15 protein-coding genes and 1 pseudogene are annotated in these 15,743 nt (G+C 63.1%); 7 read left to right on the plus strand and 9 right to left on the minus strand.

The annotated features are described in order from the left end of the window. The 4 genes and pseudogenes from AC1DX0_RS04685 to AC1DX0_RS04700 form a co-directional block, all read left to right on the plus strand. A pseudogene (locus tag AC1DX0_RS04685) lies at positions 1–531 on the plus strand (patatin-like phospholipase family protein); the annotation flags it as partial. Between the two features lie 881 nt (positions 532–1,412). Beyond that, positions 1,413–2,588, plus strand: coding sequence for an efflux RND transporter periplasmic adaptor subunit (locus AC1DX0_RS04690; protein WP_477221751.1), 1,176 nt, complete (start codon positions 1,413–1,415; stop codon positions 2,586–2,588). A gap of 79 nt (positions 2,589–2,667) precedes the next feature. After that, entirely contained in the window at positions 2,668–5,841 is a 3,174-nt protein-coding gene (locus AC1DX0_RS04695; RefSeq protein WP_477354416.1) for an efflux RND transporter permease subunit, read from the plus strand. A 115-nt stretch (positions 5,842–5,956) separates the two neighbouring features. Then, entirely contained in the window at positions 5,957–6,115 is a 159-nt protein-coding gene (locus AC1DX0_RS04700; RefSeq protein WP_172222942.1) for a DUF3309 family protein, read from the plus strand. 26 nt (positions 6,116–6,141) lie between these two features. Here the strand turns inward: AC1DX0_RS04700 and AC1DX0_RS04705 are convergent, their stop codons facing one another. Beyond that, positions 6,142–7,101 (minus strand): SDR family oxidoreductase, encoded by a 960-nt coding sequence (locus AC1DX0_RS04705; protein ID WP_477221753.1) that lies wholly within the window; start codon positions 7,099–7,101, stop codon positions 6,142–6,144. Positions 7,102–7,208: 107 nt separating this feature from the next. Between AC1DX0_RS04705 and AC1DX0_RS04710 the strand changes: the two genes are divergently transcribed. Continuing rightward, positions 7,209–8,117, plus strand: coding sequence for a LysR family transcriptional regulator (locus AC1DX0_RS04710; RefSeq protein WP_477354419.1), 909 nt, complete (start codon positions 7,209–7,211; stop codon positions 8,115–8,117). Here AC1DX0_RS04710 and AC1DX0_RS04715 read toward each other — a convergent pair. From AC1DX0_RS04715 to AC1DX0_RS04730, 4 genes are all read right to left on the minus strand, one after another. Further along, positions 8,081–9,256 carry an MFS transporter gene (locus AC1DX0_RS04715; RefSeq protein WP_477354422.1) on the minus strand — a complete coding sequence of 392 codons (1,176 nt, stop codon included), beginning with the start codon at positions 9,254–9,256 and terminating at the stop codon, positions 8,081–8,083. The two genes, AC1DX0_RS04710 and AC1DX0_RS04715, sit on opposite strands and share 37 nt — an antisense overlap. Before the next feature lie 411 nt (positions 9,257–9,667). Further along, the gene (locus AC1DX0_RS04720) at positions 9,668–9,976 is read right to left on the minus strand and encodes a DUF1244 domain-containing protein (RefSeq protein ID WP_477221756.1); all 309 of its coding nucleotides are present in this window, start codon (positions 9,974–9,976) and stop codon (positions 9,668–9,670) included. 11 nt (positions 9,977–9,987) lie between these two features. Continuing rightward, complete coding sequence (locus tag AC1DX0_RS04725; RefSeq protein WP_477221757.1) at positions 9,988–10,785, minus strand: N-formylglutamate amidohydrolase; 798 nt, start codon at positions 10,783–10,785, stop codon at positions 9,988–9,990. A gap of 143 nt (positions 10,786–10,928) precedes the next feature. After that, positions 10,929–11,117: a hypothetical protein gene (locus AC1DX0_RS04730; RefSeq protein ID WP_477221822.1), complete on the minus strand. Its 189-nt coding sequence runs from the start codon at positions 11,115–11,117 to the stop codon at positions 10,929–10,931. Between AC1DX0_RS04730 and AC1DX0_RS04735 the strand changes: the two genes are divergently transcribed. Together AC1DX0_RS04735 and pyk are read left to right on the plus strand one after the other, a co-directional pair. Further along, the gene (locus AC1DX0_RS04735; RefSeq protein WP_477354425.1) at positions 11,056–11,523 is read left to right on the plus strand and encodes a DUF1036 domain-containing protein; all 468 of its coding nucleotides are present in this window, start codon (positions 11,056–11,058) and stop codon (positions 11,521–11,523) included. The genes AC1DX0_RS04730 and AC1DX0_RS04735 overlap by 62 nt on opposite strands. Beyond that, the gene (gene pyk, locus AC1DX0_RS04740) at positions 11,520–12,956 is read left to right on the plus strand and encodes a pyruvate kinase (protein WP_477221759.1); all 1,437 of its coding nucleotides are present in this window, start codon (positions 11,520–11,522) and stop codon (positions 12,954–12,956) included. The genes AC1DX0_RS04735 and pyk overlap by 4 nt, the downstream gene beginning before the upstream one ends. Before the next feature lie 47 nt (positions 12,957–13,003). Here the strand turns inward: pyk and AC1DX0_RS04745 are convergent, their stop codons facing one another. The 4 genes from AC1DX0_RS04745 to ykgO all read right to left on the minus strand — a co-directional run bounded on the left by AC1DX0_RS04745 (position 13,004) and on the right by ykgO (position 15,579). Further along, positions 13,004–13,492 carry a hypothetical protein gene (locus AC1DX0_RS04745; RefSeq protein WP_477221760.1) on the minus strand — a complete coding sequence of 163 codons (489 nt, stop codon included), beginning with the start codon at positions 13,490–13,492 and terminating at the stop codon, positions 13,004–13,006. A gap of 1 nt (position 13,493) precedes the next feature. Beyond that, positions 13,494–14,561, minus strand: coding sequence for an alpha/beta fold hydrolase (locus AC1DX0_RS04750; RefSeq protein ID WP_477221761.1), 1,068 nt, complete (start codon positions 14,559–14,561; stop codon positions 13,494–13,496). 173 nt (positions 14,562–14,734) lie between these two features. Continuing rightward, on the minus strand, positions 14,735–15,343 hold the full coding sequence (locus AC1DX0_RS04755) for a tetratricopeptide repeat protein (protein ID WP_477221762.1): 609 nt from the start codon (positions 15,341–15,343) through the stop codon (positions 14,735–14,737). Positions 15,344–15,453: 110 nt separating this feature from the next. Then, positions 15,454–15,579, minus strand: coding sequence for a type B 50S ribosomal protein L36 (ykgO, locus tag AC1DX0_RS04760; protein ID WP_006327841.1), 126 nt, complete (start codon positions 15,577–15,579; stop codon positions 15,454–15,456). Positions 15,580–15,743: the final 164 nt, after the last annotated feature.

Below are 15,743 nucleotides of genomic sequence, written 5' to 3' on the forward strand. Positions count from 1 at the left end.
GATGGCGGCTATGGGGGCAATCCGGCGCTGTTCCCGTTCTTCAAGACGGCGGCGACGGAGGATGTGCTTTTGGTGCAGATCAATCCGGTGGTGCGCGAAGGCACGCCAAAGAGCGCCAACGAGATCCAGAACCGCATCGACGAGATCACCTTCAATGCCGGGCTGCTGAACGAATTTCGTTCGATCGCCTTCGTCAAGGAACTGATCGCCGCCGGCCGGCTGCCAAATGGCGAGTACCGCGACATCCGCATGCACCGCATCGATGCCGATGAGGCGTTCAAGGACCTGTCGGCGTCGTCCAAGGTCAATGCCGAATGGGCGTTCCTGAGCTATCTCAGAGATCTCGGCCGCACAGCGGCCAGCGACTGGCTGGAGGAGAATTACGACGCCGTCGGCAAGCGGCCGACGCTCGATCTGTCGAGCGAACTCGACGACGGCTTCAAGCCGGTGCGAGGGCCGGCGCCCGGTCGTCGGGTCAAGGAGTTTCTTGCAGCGCGCAAGAATCCGGAGGCGGAGCGCCGCCGGGCCTGAACCCGCCGGGTGCCGAAGAAGCGATAGCCGATCTGCGTCAGGCGCTGCCCGGCTATCCTCGGATCGATCAAGACCATCAGCGAGGTCTTCCGGAAGTCGGACTAGGTTTCCAGGGCGATCCGGCAAGGCAGCAACCTTTGCGTGCGGAGAACGCTTCATCATGCTGACGCCTGCTGCCACCGGCATGCCGACGATGCCGCGCGGTGTTGCTTGTAGATGAATAGCGGAACGACAGACACCGCTCCTGCAAATGGCGCGGAAAATCGTCCCGGTTTCCGCAGCCGCCCCGTGCACGTGGCAAGTCATGAACTGGTGAGCCACGCCGATCCGAGACATTCCAGTGCACGGGTACCGATGGTCTCGACGCTGGGTTCCATGTCAACGAACTGGCCTCCGGGCAGTCCCGACCTGATGGGTGTGCCTTTCCATTTTGCAAGCAATTACAATGCATTGACCAAGCTCTACTGCTCCGAGGTTTGATGTCCTCCGCTGACCAGAATGACTTGGCCCGTAGGCCAAAATCGTGGTCCTGATCAAGCCCCCGGCGGTCGATGGCGGCTTGTATTTCGGGGAGCAATGCGCAGCCTGTCGGCGATGACAGACCGATCGTCCGAGGTTGGTCATGAGAGGCCGATCTTGAGCCGGCTGCGAGGCCGCTGAACCGGTATTTTAGCAGATCGAAAGAGTTTCGCGGCGGCCAGACCTTGCCCGGCTACGCAATGCTGCTGCAACTTTCGGACTATATTGCGGTGCAACTTTGATGTAGAAGCGCGCTCGCCTATCACGGCAATTTGAACACGGTCAGGCGCGCACCCATATCGGCGACGCGCCCGCGTCATGAAGGCGCGGTGCTGGCCGAACCCGCAACGGAAAAAACGACGATGCCGAGAATCAGGTTTCACAAGCTTGCAGCCATTGTTGTGCTCATTGGTTTCGCGGCGTGGATGGCGACAGGTGAATTCTCGTCGGTCGGCAGCGTAGCGGCCAACAAGGCCAAGGCGGCCGAAGTCGAGCAGGGCAAGGCGCCGGACGCGAGCAAGCCGAAGACGGCGGAAGCCGAACCGAAGGCGCCGTTGCGCACCGTTGCGGTGGTGACGCCGCCACGCAAGACCTATGCGCGCGCCATCCGCATTTCCGGGCTGACCGAGGCCGACAAGCGCGCCGTGCTTGCCACCCGCGTCGCCGGCGTCATCGACAAGCTGCCGGTCAAGCAAGGCGATCACGTCAAGACCGGTGACCTGGTGCTGATGCTGGCCGCCGAGGAAAAGATCTCGATGGTGGACAATGCCAAGCAGCTTGTCGCGCAGCGCCAGGCCGAGCTGGAAGCGTCGCTGCGGCTGATGAAATCAGGCAATCTGCCCAAGCTGCAGCTCGACACCGCCCGCTCCAATCTGACCCTGGCGCAATCGCAGCTGGACACCGCGCAGGCCGAGCTCGACCGCAATGAGGTCAAGGCGCCTTTCGACGGCGTCATCGACCGGGTGCCGGTGGAACTTGGCAGCTCCGTCATGCAGGGCGGCGAGGTGGCGACCATCCTCAAGCTCGATCCGGTGATCGCGCGCGGCGAGATCAGCGAGCGTGACCTCGGCTATCTCAAGATCGGTGACAAGGCCGGCGTTCGGCTGGTCAGCGGCCAGACCGTCCAAGGCACCGTGCGCTATATCAGCCGCGACGCGTCGTCGGCGACCCGCACCTTCCGTATCGAGGTTGCCATCCCCAATGCCGACGGCTCGGTGCCGGCCGGCATGACGGCGGAAATCCAGCTCAGCGCGCTGCCGACCGACGCAGTCCTGCTGCCGCGTTCAGTGGTGACGCTGGGCGACAAAGGCGATCTCGGCATCCGCGCCGTCGGCAAGGACCACAAGGTGGCGTTCTTCCCGATCGACCTGGTCGACGACACGCCGACCGGCCTCGTGCTCGGCGGCATCCCGGCCGATGCGCGCATCATCGTTGCCGGCCAGGAACTGGTGAAGGAAGGCGATGAGGTCAAGCCGGTTGAAGCCGACCAGGCGACCATCAACAAGCTGATCGGCGAAGCCACCGCCGGCACGCAGTAGCGCTGTCTACGAAGGGATACTCCGGGCGGGGTCAATCGGCTGCGACGCAGCTTCTGAAATTCAACGACAGGCGTTAGCCATGGATATCGTCAAACTCGCGATCAACAACGCCCGCCTGACCATCTCGGTGCTGGTCTTCCTGCTGCTGGCAGGCTGGGTTGCCTATCAGTCGACGCCGAAGGAAGCGGAACCCGACGTTCCGATTCCGATGATGTATGTCAGCCTGATCTATCAAGGCATTTCGCCGGAGGATTCCGAGCGGCTTCTGCTGCGGCCGATGGAAAGCAAGCTGAAGAGCCTCAAAGGCCTCAAGGAAATGCGCTCGGCCGCGTTCCAGGGCGGCGGCTATGTGCTGGTCGAGTTCCAGCCACAGACCAACCTGGCGACGGCCCTGCAGGATACGCGCTCCAAGGTGCAGGACGGCAAGGCCGACCTGCCGCAGGCGGCCGAGGAGCCTGTCGTCACCGAGGTGAACATTTCCGAGTTCCCGGTGCTGGTCGTTACACTGTCGGGCGATTTGCCCGAACGCGTCTTGACCGCCGCGGCGCGCGAATTGCGCGACCGCATCGAAGAAGTACCCGGTGTCCTCGAAGGCTCGCTGCAGGGCTCGCGCGACGATCTCGTCGAAGTCGTCATCGATCCGATGAAGCTGTCTTCCTACGGCCTGCAGCTCGACCAGCTGATTGGCGCCGTCGGCGCTTCAAACAGTCTGGTCGCGGCCGGCAACATCGAAGGCTCGGAGGGCAAGTACGCCGTAAAGGTGCCGTCGCTGATCGAGACGCCCGAAGATGTTGCGTCCTTGCCGGTGGTTGCTGGTCCCAATGCCGTCGTGCAGGCCAAGGACATCGCGACGATCCGCTCGACCTTTGCCGATGCCACGACAATCACACGCCTCAACGGCAAGCCAGCCATCGCCATTGAAGTGAAGAAGCGCATCGGCGCCAATCTGATCGACACGCTGGCCAAGGTGAGGGAGGTGTCCGACGGCTATATCAAGACGATGCCCGAGGGAATGCACGTCACCTATACGCAGGACAAGTCGGTCTTCGTCAACCAGCTGCTTGGCGACCTGCAGAACCACGTGATGATCGCGGTGATCCTGGTGTTCATCGTCATCCTCTACGCGCTGTCCGGGCGAGCCTCGCTGCTGATTGGTCTCGCCATTCCGTCGTCTTTCCTGATCGGAATATTGCTGCTCGCCATGATGGGCTACACGATCAACATGATCGTGCTGTTCAGCCTCATCCTGGCGGTCGGCATGCTGGTCGATGACGCCATTATCGTCACCGAGTTCGCCGAGCGACGCATGAGCGAAGGCATGCCGAAGGCGGAAGCGTTTACACTCGCCGCCAAGCGCATGGCGGGTCCCGTCATCGCGGCCACGATGACGCGCATCGCCGCGTTTTCGCCGCTGCTGTTCTGGCCGGGCATCATCGGCGACTTCATGAAATACATGCCGATCACGCTGATCGTCACGCTCTCGGCCTCGATGCTCTATGCGTTGGTCTTCGCACCGACGCTGGGGGYGCTCTTCGCCAAGGCCCCCGAGCATCATGAGGAAGGCAATCGGGACGGGTTGTACATGGCCATCGTCAAGCAGGCGGTGCGGTTCCCCATAACCGTGGTCCTGCTGACCGTCGCGCTGCTGTTTGGCGTCGGCTACGCTTATTCGAAATATGGCGCGGGTGTCGAGTTCTTCCCCAGTGTCGAGCCCGACTACGGCCTGCTCTATGTGCACGCGCGCGGCAATCTTTCGCTGGCTGAAATGGACACCGCGACGAAGATTGCCGAGAACAGGATGCTCGGCTGGCCCGGCATCAAATCGGTCTACACGCGCGTCGGCAAGACGCAAGGCGGCGGCCAGGATGTCCCCGAGGACGTGGTCGGCGTTATCCAGTACGAATTCATCGACTGGCGCGAACGCAAATCGGCGAACCAGATCCTCAGTGATCTGCGCGTCGTCATGGCCGGGATTCCCGGCGTCGATGTCGAGGTCCGCGTGCCGGAGGCCGGTCCGCCGACCGGCAAGCCGATCCAGATCAGGCTTTCGGCCATCGATCCAAAAGGCCTCGACGACAAGGCGCGCGCTGTCGCGGCACGCATCGCCAAGGTGCCCGGCGTCATCGATATTTCCGACGGCCTGCCGCCGCCCGGCGTCGACTGGGCGATTGAGGTCGACCGCGCCAAGGCGGCGCAATACGGCATCAGTCCAACCGCTGTCGGCACCGTGGTGCAACTGGTGACGAATGGTCTGAAGCTTTCGGAATACCGGCCAGCCGGGGCGGACGACGCCGTCGACATCAGGCTGCGCCTGCCCGAAGACAGGCGCACCCTGTCGACGCTCGATGAACTCAGGGTGCAGACCGCGCAAGGCTCGGTGCCGATCTCGAACTTCGTCGTGCGCAAGCCTGAGCCGACCGTCGGCATCCTCAACCGCATCGACGGCGCACGTACGGTAGTCGTTCAAGCCAACGTCGCCGCCGGCACGCAGGTCGCTGCCGTGCAGCAGGAGGTCACCAAGGCCGTCGCTGACATGGATCTCGGTAGCGGGATACGCTGGAAGCTGGCCGGCTCGAACGAGGACAGCGCCGAGGCAAGCGCCTTCCTTGGCAAGGCATTCGGGGCGGCGATCTTCCTGATTTTCCTTGTGCTGCTGATGCAGTTCAACAAGTTCACCAGCGTGCTGATGGTGCTGTCGTGCGTGGTCATGGCGACGGTGGGTGTGTTCCTTGGACTGCTGATAACAGGCGAGACGTTCGGCATTGTCATGTCGGGCATCGGCGTCATCGCGCTGGCCGGCGTGGTGGTGAACAACAACATCGTGCTGATCGACACCTATGACCGGCTGCGCGAAGAAGGCTGGGACAAGATGGACGCGGTGCTGCAGACCTGCCGGGAACGCGCCCGTCCTGTCGTGCTGACGGCTGTGTCGGCGATCCTCGGCGTGTTGCCGATCGCCTTCGGCCTTGGGCTGGAAATCTTCCATCACGAGACGACGATCAATGCGCCGTCGACGCAGTGGTGGATCTCGCTGTCCTCGGCGATCGTTTTCGGCCTGTCCTTCGCCACCCTGCTGACGTTGGTGGTGACACCCTCGATGCTGATGATCTTTACACGCAGCAAGAACAGCCGCTTCTATGCGTTTTTCCGCCGGGTATTCCGGCGCGGCAAGGGCACGGTTTCGTCGACCGAAACGCCAGGCCGGGATGTGGATGCCGAGCCTGCGATCGCCTTCCCGAAAGCCGCCGAATAGGCACACTGCATGATTTGACCGGCAAAGGCCGCTCGGAACAACCGGGCGGCCTTTTGCATTGTTCCCCCGGGGCAATGTGAAGACATTGCCCCGAAACAATGCGCGGGGAAGTCTCATGCCAATCACCACCATCGTCATCATCGTCCTGATCCTTATCCTCATCGGTGCGGTGCCGGCCTGGCCGCATTCGCGCTCCTGGGGCTATGGACCGTCGGGCATTCTTGGCGTGGTGCTGGTGGTGGTTCTGGTGTTGCTGCTGATGGGACGGCTCTGAGCCGGCCCGCCGCCTCCAGCGTTGGTTCAAGCAGCTTTCGACGTGCCCTTCGCAGTGGCGATGCCGATATCCTCGAGGGCCTGGGCGACCGCTTGATCCAGCGGCGTGTGCGGGATTTCGCCGATGATGCCTTCCAGCCGCGTCGAGGCCAACTGGTGCGGCTCGAAGCGCAGATAGGACATCGAGACGATCTCGCGCCACATCGCGACGAACGGGCTGCCGGCGCGCAGCACCCACCAGGGCATCGAGGTCATCTTGAGGCGACGTCCGAGCGCCTTCTCGGCGGCGGCCTTTATCTGCAGATCGGTGATGGCGTGACCCGGAAAGTTCAGCGCCTCATAGGAGCCGAGCTTGTCGAGATTTTTGGCCAGCGCGACGAAGCCTACGGCGAAGTCCGGCAAATAGGCCCATTCATGCACCAGGTCGACCGGGCCGGGCGCGGTGTAGATGCCCTTGCTCATCTTCTCGGCGACGACTAGGTCGAACCAGGAGCCGCTGCCGGTGCCGCCGAAGAAATCGCCCGCGCGCAGCAGAATGGTGCGCACCCGGCCAGCGTCCGCCTCGCGGCGGAACAAATCCTCCATGGCGCAGCGGATGCGGCCCTTCTCGGTGGTCGGATGGAATGGTGTGTCTTCGGTGATCACCGCCGGCATCGGCGAGCCGTAATTGTAGACGGTACCGGGGAACAGATGCAGCGCGTCATTGGCGTGGCAGGCGGCCATGACGTTTTCGGCCATAGGCAGGCATTTGCCCCAGTCGGTGTAGATCGGGTTGAGGCCGTTGAAGATGATATCGACACCTTCGGTGGCGCGGATCAGTGACTGACGGTCCAGCGCATCGCCGGCAACCGCCGTGGCACCTTCGAGTTCTGCCGGCACCTTGCCGCTGCGGGTGATGGCGCGGACGTCGAAGCCGGCGTCGATGAAGGCTTTGGCAACCACGCGGCCGAGCCGGCCATTGGCGCCGAGAATTGCGATCTTGGTCATTTGAGTTCTCCTGGTTGAAATCCGTTTCGGTGTTTGCAGGGCGAATATGATTGCCTCATCGATGAATTAAAATTGACCATAGATGCAGATTTGATATTCATTATTGAATGGCTGACATCGACTGGAATCTGATCAAGAGCTTCGTCACGGTGGCGGAAACCGGCAGCCTGTCGGCGGCCGCGCGAAAGCTGTCGGCCAGCCAGCCGACGCTTGGCCGTCACATCGGGGAGTTGGAGCAGGCGCTCGGTGTCACGCTGTTCCGGCGTGGGCGGAGCGGCTATGCGCTGACSGAAGCCGGCGCCACGCTGTTCGAGCGCGGCAAGGCGGTCAGCGAGCAGGCGAGTGCCTTTTCACGCCTCGCCCTGGGCTCGGTCGAGGCGATCGAAGGCACGGTGCGCATTGCCGCCAGCGAGGTGGTGGCGGCCTATGTCCTGCCCGATATGATGGCGCGGCTCGGTTTCGAGGAACCCGGCGTCGAGGTYGAGRTCGTCGCCTCGAACCAGGTCGARAAYCTKMTGCGYMGGGAYGCCGATATCGCCATCCGCATGGTCAAGCCGGCGCAGAACGAACTGGTGGCGCGCAAGGTCTGCGATATCCCGCTCTGCGCCTGCGCGGCCATTTCCTATCTCGAGAGGCGCGGCCGCCCGCTCGGGCCAGCCGACCTCGTCGACCACGCCCTGATCGGCTTCGACCGCAGCGACGAGATGATCAGGGGCTTTGTCCAGAATGGCATCCCTGTCACCCGCGGCAGTTTCCGCTTCAGGGCCGACAACCAGATCGTCCTGTGGGAAGCGGTGCGGGCAGGGAATGGTATTGGCCTTGGCCAGGAGCCGCTGGCCGATCGCGATCCGCTGGTGGAGAAGGTGCTGCCCGGCCTGCCGCTGCCAAGCCTGCCGGTGTGGCTCGCCATGCATCGCGATGTGCGCAGCAGCGTGCGCATCCGCCGCGTGGCGGATTTTCTCCACGAGGAGCTGAAACGCTATTCGGCGGGGGCGGCGGCGAATTCGGCGCGGTGAGCGAGGCCCGCCATCAGCAGGACGACGATCAGCAGCACCGACATGGCGATGAAGATCGGCCCGAAGCTGGAATGCTCGGCGACGAAGCCGATCGCCGACGGCGCCACCAGAATGCCGGAATAGCCCATGGTGGTGACGACGCTCATGCCGGTGCCCGACGACATGCCTTCCTGGTTGCCGCCGGCCGAAAAGAGGATCGGCACCATGTTGGCGATGCCGAAGCCGCAAAGCGCAAAGGCGGCGATGGCGAGCCAGGGCGACGGCGACAGGCCGGCGACCAGCATGCCGACGGCGGCGACAATGGCCGAGCCGCGCAGCGTCGTCACAGCGCCGAAACGGTTGCGCACGCCGTCGCCGAAAAAGCGCATGATCGCCATGACGCCGGAAAAGGCGGCGTAGGCAAGACCGGCGACGGCAAGGTCGGCGCCAAGCTCCTGCCGGAGATACAATGCCGCCCAGTCGAGCACCGCGCCTTCGGAGACCATCGTCAGCAGCGCCATCAGGCCGATCAGGTAGACCAGTGGGTTTGCCGGCAGCGTGAACTTATGATGCTCGGCCGCCTGCGGCTTGTCCTCGGCGACGAGATACCCGACCGCCATCGCGATCGCCGCGAAGGCAAGCGCGGTCACGACCGCGGCGTGGGCGAGGTGGCCATAGTGCTGGATGGCAAAGCCGCCGAGGGCGCCGCCGGCGAAACCGCCGAGGCTCCAGAAGCCGTGTGAGGACGACATGATCGCGCGGGACAATTTTCGCTCGACCACCACCGCATTGGCATTCATGGCGACATCCATGCCGCCGATCGAACCGCCGAAGATGAACATGGCGATGGCTGCCAGCGGCACGTTGGGCGCCAGCGCCACGACCAGCAGGCCGAGGCTGCCGCAAAGGCCGAACCAGCGCAGCACGGTGCGCGAGCCGTGCTTCGAGATCAGGTGACCGCACCAGGTCATGGYGGTGACCGCGCCGGCGCCGAACAAAAGGATCAGCAGCCCAAGCGTGAATTTCGAGATGTCGAGCCGGGTCAGGAACACCGGGATCTGCGGCGCCCAGCTGCCGGTCAGGAAGCCATTGGCGAGGAAAATGGCCGCCACGGCCCATCGCCCGCGAATGGCAGTCTGCATAGCGCTTTGCGCGTTCATAAGGCGAATCCGGTCAGAAAATGGCTTTGTGCGGCAAATTAGATCGATTCAATTTCTAGTCAAGAACCGGACTTCAGGAAGTGCTTGGACCAAAGGGCAACCGGGATCGGTACCGCTCATGTAGATTTATCCGACGTTGGAGATTGGCGAAAACGCCCCTCCCTTCGTCATCCACGGGCGGAGCAAGGAGCGCAGCGACGCGGCGCAGACCCGAGGATCCATGCCGCGACTTGCGTGCGATGCTACGGTGCAGAACCAGTCGCGGTGAGCGCGACCTTCATTCTGAGCCGCGTGCTCTTGGCAACTGTCGCGGCATGGATCCTAGGGTTTCCGCGACGTCGCTTCGCGACTGCTCCACCCTAGGATGACGAAGCTGCGTTGTATTGGTCGGCAACGCCCGCCGGTGTGAACTCAGTGGTCCTTCGGCCGTCTTGCCTCGAATTCGGCCTTCTTGGCATCGGAGGCTTCGGTCTGGTTGAGCGCCTGCCATTCAGCATAGGGCATTCCGTAGACGATCTCACGCGACTGGTCCTTGGTGAGATCGACGCCGTCGGCATTGGCCGCTTCGCGATACCAGTTCGACAGGCAGTTGCGGCAGAAGCCGGCGAGGTTCATCAGGTCGATGTTCTGCACGTCGTTGCGTTCCCGGAGATGCTCGACCAGCCGGCGAAAGGCGGCGGCTTCGAAATCGCGCTTCTGCTCGTCGCTGAACTCAGTCATCGAAACCTCCATCATAACGGCCCGGTGCGCGAGCCGAACATCTCAACCGCATGTATATCGGGACGGCGGTCGATGGCGTCAACGATCGGTGCCAGACGCTCGGCCCAGGCAAGCGCCCCCTTCTGGTCCGCTATCAAATCCTGGCGGATCTCGATCAGCGCGTGGGCATAGCCATTGACGATGGCGTGTTTGAACATGGTGTCGCCGCGCAGTGCGCCGTCATAAGGCTCATTGTCGCCGACGACGAGGTTTCTGTCCTCGGCCAGCATATCGATCAGCGGCCGCGCCACCCGATCGTCCAGATCCCAGAGAATGCCGACATGCCAGGGACGCTGCCTGCCCTGCATGACCGGCGTGAAGGAATGCACCGAGAGGATGAAGGGCGCCTGGCCGGAAGCCTGGGCGACGGAAGCGATCATGGCGCCGACGGCGTCGTGATAGGGCCGGTAGAAGCGGTCGAGCCGTCTTTCGCGTTCCTCCGGCGCCATGGGGTAATTGCCCGGTACGACCGTGCCATCATAGAGCTGGCGAATGAGCGTCGGGTCGTCCTCGCCGCGATTGGGGTCGATCAACAGCCGCGAAAAGTTGGCGATCAGCGCTGGCACGCCCAGCGAAGCCGCGAGTTCGCGTGTCACCGCCTCGACGCCGATATCGTAGGCGATGTGGCGGTCGAATTCCGCCGAGGATAGGCCGAGGCTGCCATAGTCCTCGGGCAGGTCGCGGCGGGCATGATCGGCCAGAAGCACGATGCCCCGCTTGCGGTCGCCCTCGACAATGTCGAAAGGCGCGAAAACTGTGGATCGGGTCATTGGCGGGAAATGGTCTGTTCGCTGGCTTCCGGGGAGGGTGCTATCGTCATTCCACGAAGACGACGCGTGTGCAATGCCGTTGTTTGGCCAAGGTTTCCCGGGAAATCTGGCGCAGGGCGACGGATAGTGCGCCGGGAGCCTTCCTAAATCGATTGGAATTGATCAAAACGGCGCGTTGACATGCGCCCGGACTTTTCCGAAAAGGGGCGCAGAGAGATGCTGATGTGGTTGTTGAGGGGTTTTGGGATGAGGTCCGCCGGCAGGCAGCGCATGCGCTCTGCCTTTGCCATGCCGCTCCTGACCTTGACCGTTGGCCTGTCGGCGATGGTCATGGCCTCGCCGGCGCGTGCCGATTTCCGCGTCTGCAACGCCACGCAGAACCTGGTCGGCGTCGGCATCGGCTATCGCGCCAAGGCCGGCTGGATCACCGAAGGCTGGTGGCACATCGAAGGATCGAGCTGCAAGACGTTGATCGAAGGGCCGCTGTCATCAAGGTTTTACTATCTTTATGCAGAAGACGCTGAGCGCGGTGGACGCTGGGACGGCCCGATCAACATGTGCGTGGCTGAAAAAGAGTTCAAGATCGCCGGCGTAAMCGAYTGCGTCGCCCGGGGCTTCCAGCGCGCCGGATTYCAGGAATATGACACGGGCGAACAGGCAAGCTGGATGGTCCAGCTCACCGATGAGCCCGCAACGGGAGGCGCTCCAGCAGCCGCCCCGGGAACCAACAGTCAATGAGACGCAGCCGCAAGGTCAAGATCCTAGCCACAATCGGTCCGGCATCCTCTTCCGAGGAGATGCTGCAGAAATTGTTCGAAGCGGGCGCCGATGTGTTCCGCATCAACATGAGCCATACCGACCACGAGCTGATGCGCACGCTGGTCGGCCGCATCCGTGCCGTCGAGGAGAAAGTCGGCCGGCCGATCGGCATCCTCGCCGACCTGCAGGGTCCCAAGCTGCGCGTCGGCAAGTTCGCCAATGGCAAGGAAGTGCTGACACAAGGCCAGACCTTCACGCTCGACGACAATCCCGAGCCCGGCACCTCGACCAGAGTGTACCTGCCGCATCCGGAAATCCTGAGCTCGGTCGAGGCCGGTCACCGTCTTTTGATCGATGACGGCAAGCTCGAGCTGAAGGCGGTGAAGAGCGACGGCAAGTCGATCGTCTGCACGGTTGTCGCCGGCACGACGATTTCCGACAAGAAGGGCGTCAGCCTGCCCGATACCGACCTGCCGGTCGGCGCGCTGACCGAGAAGGACCGCAAGGACCTCGACGCGGTGCTCGCCACGGGCGTCGACTGGGTCGCGCTGTCCTTCGTGCAGCGGCCGGAAGACTTGGCCGAGGCGCGCAAGATCGCGCGCGGCCGGGCGCTGATCATGGCCAAGATCGAAAAGCCGCAGGCCGTTGCCCGGCTGGCCGAGATCATCGAACTGTCCGACGCGCTGATGGTCGCCCGCGGCGACCTCGGTGTCGAAATGCCGCTCGAAGCCGTGCCTGGCATCCAGAAGCAGATCACGCGCGCCGCGCGCCGCGCCGGCAAGCCGGTGGTGGTCGCCACGCAGATGCTGGAATCGATGATTACCGCACCGGTGCCGACCCGCGCCGAAGTCTCCGACGTCTCGATCGCCGTTTTCGAGGGCGCCGACGCCATCATGCTGTCGGCCGAATCGGCGGCCGGTGCCTATCCGGTCGAGGCCGTGGCGATGATGAACCGCATCGCCGCCAAGGTCGAAACCGACCCGACCTATGCCGGCATCATCAATGCGCAGCGCTCGGAACCGGAAGCGACCGGCGCAGACGCCATCTCACTGGCTGCCCGCGAGATTGCCGAAACGCTGAAGCTGGCGGCGATCATCACCTACACGGCGTCCGGCACCACCGGCCTGCGCGCCGCTCGGGAGCGTCCGCAGGTGCCGATCATCGCGCTGTCGCCGATCCTCAACACGGCGCGGCGGCTGTCGCTTTTGTGGGGCACGCATTGCGTCGTCTCGCCCGATGCCAGCGACCTCGACGACATGGTCAATCGCGCGTGCCGCATTGCGCTGGAAGAAGGCTTCGGCAAGCCGGGCGACCGCGTCATCATCACCGCCGGTGTGCCGCTGAGGACGCCAGGCTCGACCAACATGCTGCGCATCGCCTATGTCGGCTCGGAAGCGCAAGCCAGCCGGTAAGCTGGCCTCAAGACATGTGTCCGTTGATGAGCCTCGCGTGAAACTCATCAAGGGCGTGTGCTAGAGCTGCTCCACTTCGTTGTAGTTTCGAGCGCTCTTGCCGCCGCTTCGGCGTGGTCTGTTCGCTGAAGAAACCGGCGTGCACGTGGAACTGCGTCATAGAGGTACTGATCCGGGCCAAGCATCTTTCGCCGATTCAATTCCGTTCTGTCGAGCAAGTCGAAATCGACCTTTTCGATCGTGCAGTGCCAACCGGCACTGTGGGAGGCCCAGCCCCTCCGATGATGCTGCAGGAGCCGCTCGCGGCTGGAGTATCCGTGGTAGTCGAAGGCGATCCTGCCGTTCGTCACATAGACATGGTTTCCCGAAAAGGTTTCGTCCGGGATGATCCGTTCTGCGTGGAAACCTTCAAGCGGGGGATGCTTGAGGAAAACACCTGCAAGAATGTGGCATGCGCCGTAACCGAAAAAGATGCGATCCGGCAGCGCCCATCGCTTCTCCGGGTTTCTCTTTATGCTATGCTTGAGGACATACATGTCAGGTCGGCGCGAGCTCGGCCTGTGGCTCTTTGATGTCAGCGCATTTGCCCACGCCATAGGTGTCGCCGGCGATCCGCGCTTCCACTGTCTTGGCCATCACCTCCAGATCGACATCCTTGCCCGCGACCTTCTCGATGGCGCCGACGACGAGGTCGGGGGCGATCCAGTCCGGCTTATGGCCGAGATTGTGCACCCAGACGAGTTCGGCGCCTGCTATGTCGCGCACCAGGCCGACGGAATGGATATGCGCGTAGACGACCTTGTCGCGGTCGCCGGAGATGACGACTGTCGGTGCGGTGATCTGGTTGTAGTGCGGTGCGGCGCCAAGCGCATAGGCATAGAGCCCGGCAACGTCGGTGGCGTTGGCGCGAAAGGCTGCCGGCCGCAGCACCAGCGGGATCGAGGCAATGCTGAGATAGTTGTCCGGCACCTTGTTGGGCGAGAACACGCAGGTCGTGGCATCGGCCATCTGCAGCGTTCCGGCCGGATAGGTCAGTGTCTCGGAGAACAGCCGGCCGATCACCGGAATGGTGGTCAGGTCGTAGTACCAGGACGTCGCGCCGCCCGGCCAGGGATGCGTCGCCGGCGCCAGGAAGACGAGACCGAGCGTCTTGTCGGCATGCTCGCGGCCGAAAGCCGCCGTCACCACGCCGCCGAAGGAATGGCCGACGATGATCGCCTTCTTGATGCCGAGACGGTCCATCAGGGCGGCGATGGTGACGGCCTGCGCCGAGGGGTCCTCATTGTTGCCGGGCCCGCGCTCGGACCAGCCAAAGCCCGGCCGGTCGAAGAACAGCATTTCGGCGCGGCCTTCGAGCAGTGGCCGGAGCGGCAGCATCTGATCGTTGAGATTGGCGCTGGCGCCATGGATGAAAACGATCGGCGGCAGGTCCGCATTGGCAGGCGCCGGAATATGAACGTAGTGGATGCGGGCGCCGTTGATGTCTGCGAATTCACCAATAGGAGGATCGCGGCGCTCGATCAGCCACGAGCCGACGCGGGTGACGCCGACAAGGGTAAAGATGAGTGCGAAAAGGAAGGCGAGCGCGGCGTAAATCAGGTTCATGCGGGGATATACGGGGGTGGAGGGGGATTAGTTCTGGAAGGCAGTAGGGCAGTAGGGCAGTAGGGCAGTAGGGCAGTAGGGCAGTAGGGCAGTAGGGCAGTAGGGGCTTGTGTTCCGCAGGTGCAATCTACCCCTACTGCCTTACTGCCCTATTGCCTTACTCCCTTCAGGGATCAAATGCCTTCGCCGGCAAGCTCTTCCGACAGCGTTGCGACCTGGTCCTGGGCGCTGCGCATCATCGGATAGATGGCCAGCACCTTCTGCCAAGCTTCGAGCGCCGACTGCTTGTGGCCGGTCAGTGCCATGATCTGCGCCAGACCCGACAGCGCACCGAAATGGCGCGGCTCGAGCTGCAGCGTGCGGTCGATGTCGGACATCGACTTGCCGTAGTTCTTCATCATGAAATGCACGGTGGCGCGCCGGTTCCAGCCCTCGGCGTAGCCTGGCTGCAACGTCACCACCTGGTCGAGGAAATCGAGCGCGACGTCGAATTTCTGGTTGTCTATCGCCTTTTGCGACCACAGCATCATCAGGTCGATCGAGGCGCTGCCGGACTGGAACCATTCGGTCCAGATATTGCCGGCGATGCGTTCGGCGGCCTTTTCATTGCGTTCGCGCTTGAGGTCGGAGAACAGCTTGTCGAGCCGGGCCTGTTTGGTCATCGGCGCGGCTGGAGCGTCCGGGGTGGCCGGTGCTGCCGGCTGATCGTCCGCGGCTCTGGCCGGCAAGCTGATGGCGCCGGAAACAAGCAGAGCTGTCAAAAATGCAAAAAGAATCCGCATCGCCCGATCCTAGTCCCGGGCGGCGGAACAGCAAAGTGATTTTAGCGTGAGATGGTCGGCAGGCCGACAAACATCAATTGGCGGAGGCAAAAAAGCCTCCGGCCGAAAACTCAGCCCTGGCGCGCCTTGTATCGCGGAGCGGTCTTGTTGATGATGTAAACGCGGCCCTTGCGGCGAACCAGCTGGTTGTCGCGATGACGCGCCTTCAGCGCCTTAAGCGAATTCTTGATCTTCATGGTCTTGCCTGTCGGTGTGGACCCGGACCCGGGTCGAAATTTTAAGGCGCGCCAGAAGACGCGCCTTTTCAACTGGGGTGGCTCATAAACGAGGAGCCTTGTCCCTGTCAACCGCAAGCGTGCTCCACACCCCCATATCATCAAATATCCGCCATGTCGGTCGT

This window comes from Mesorhizobium sp. P3_A9, assembly GCF_056402975.1.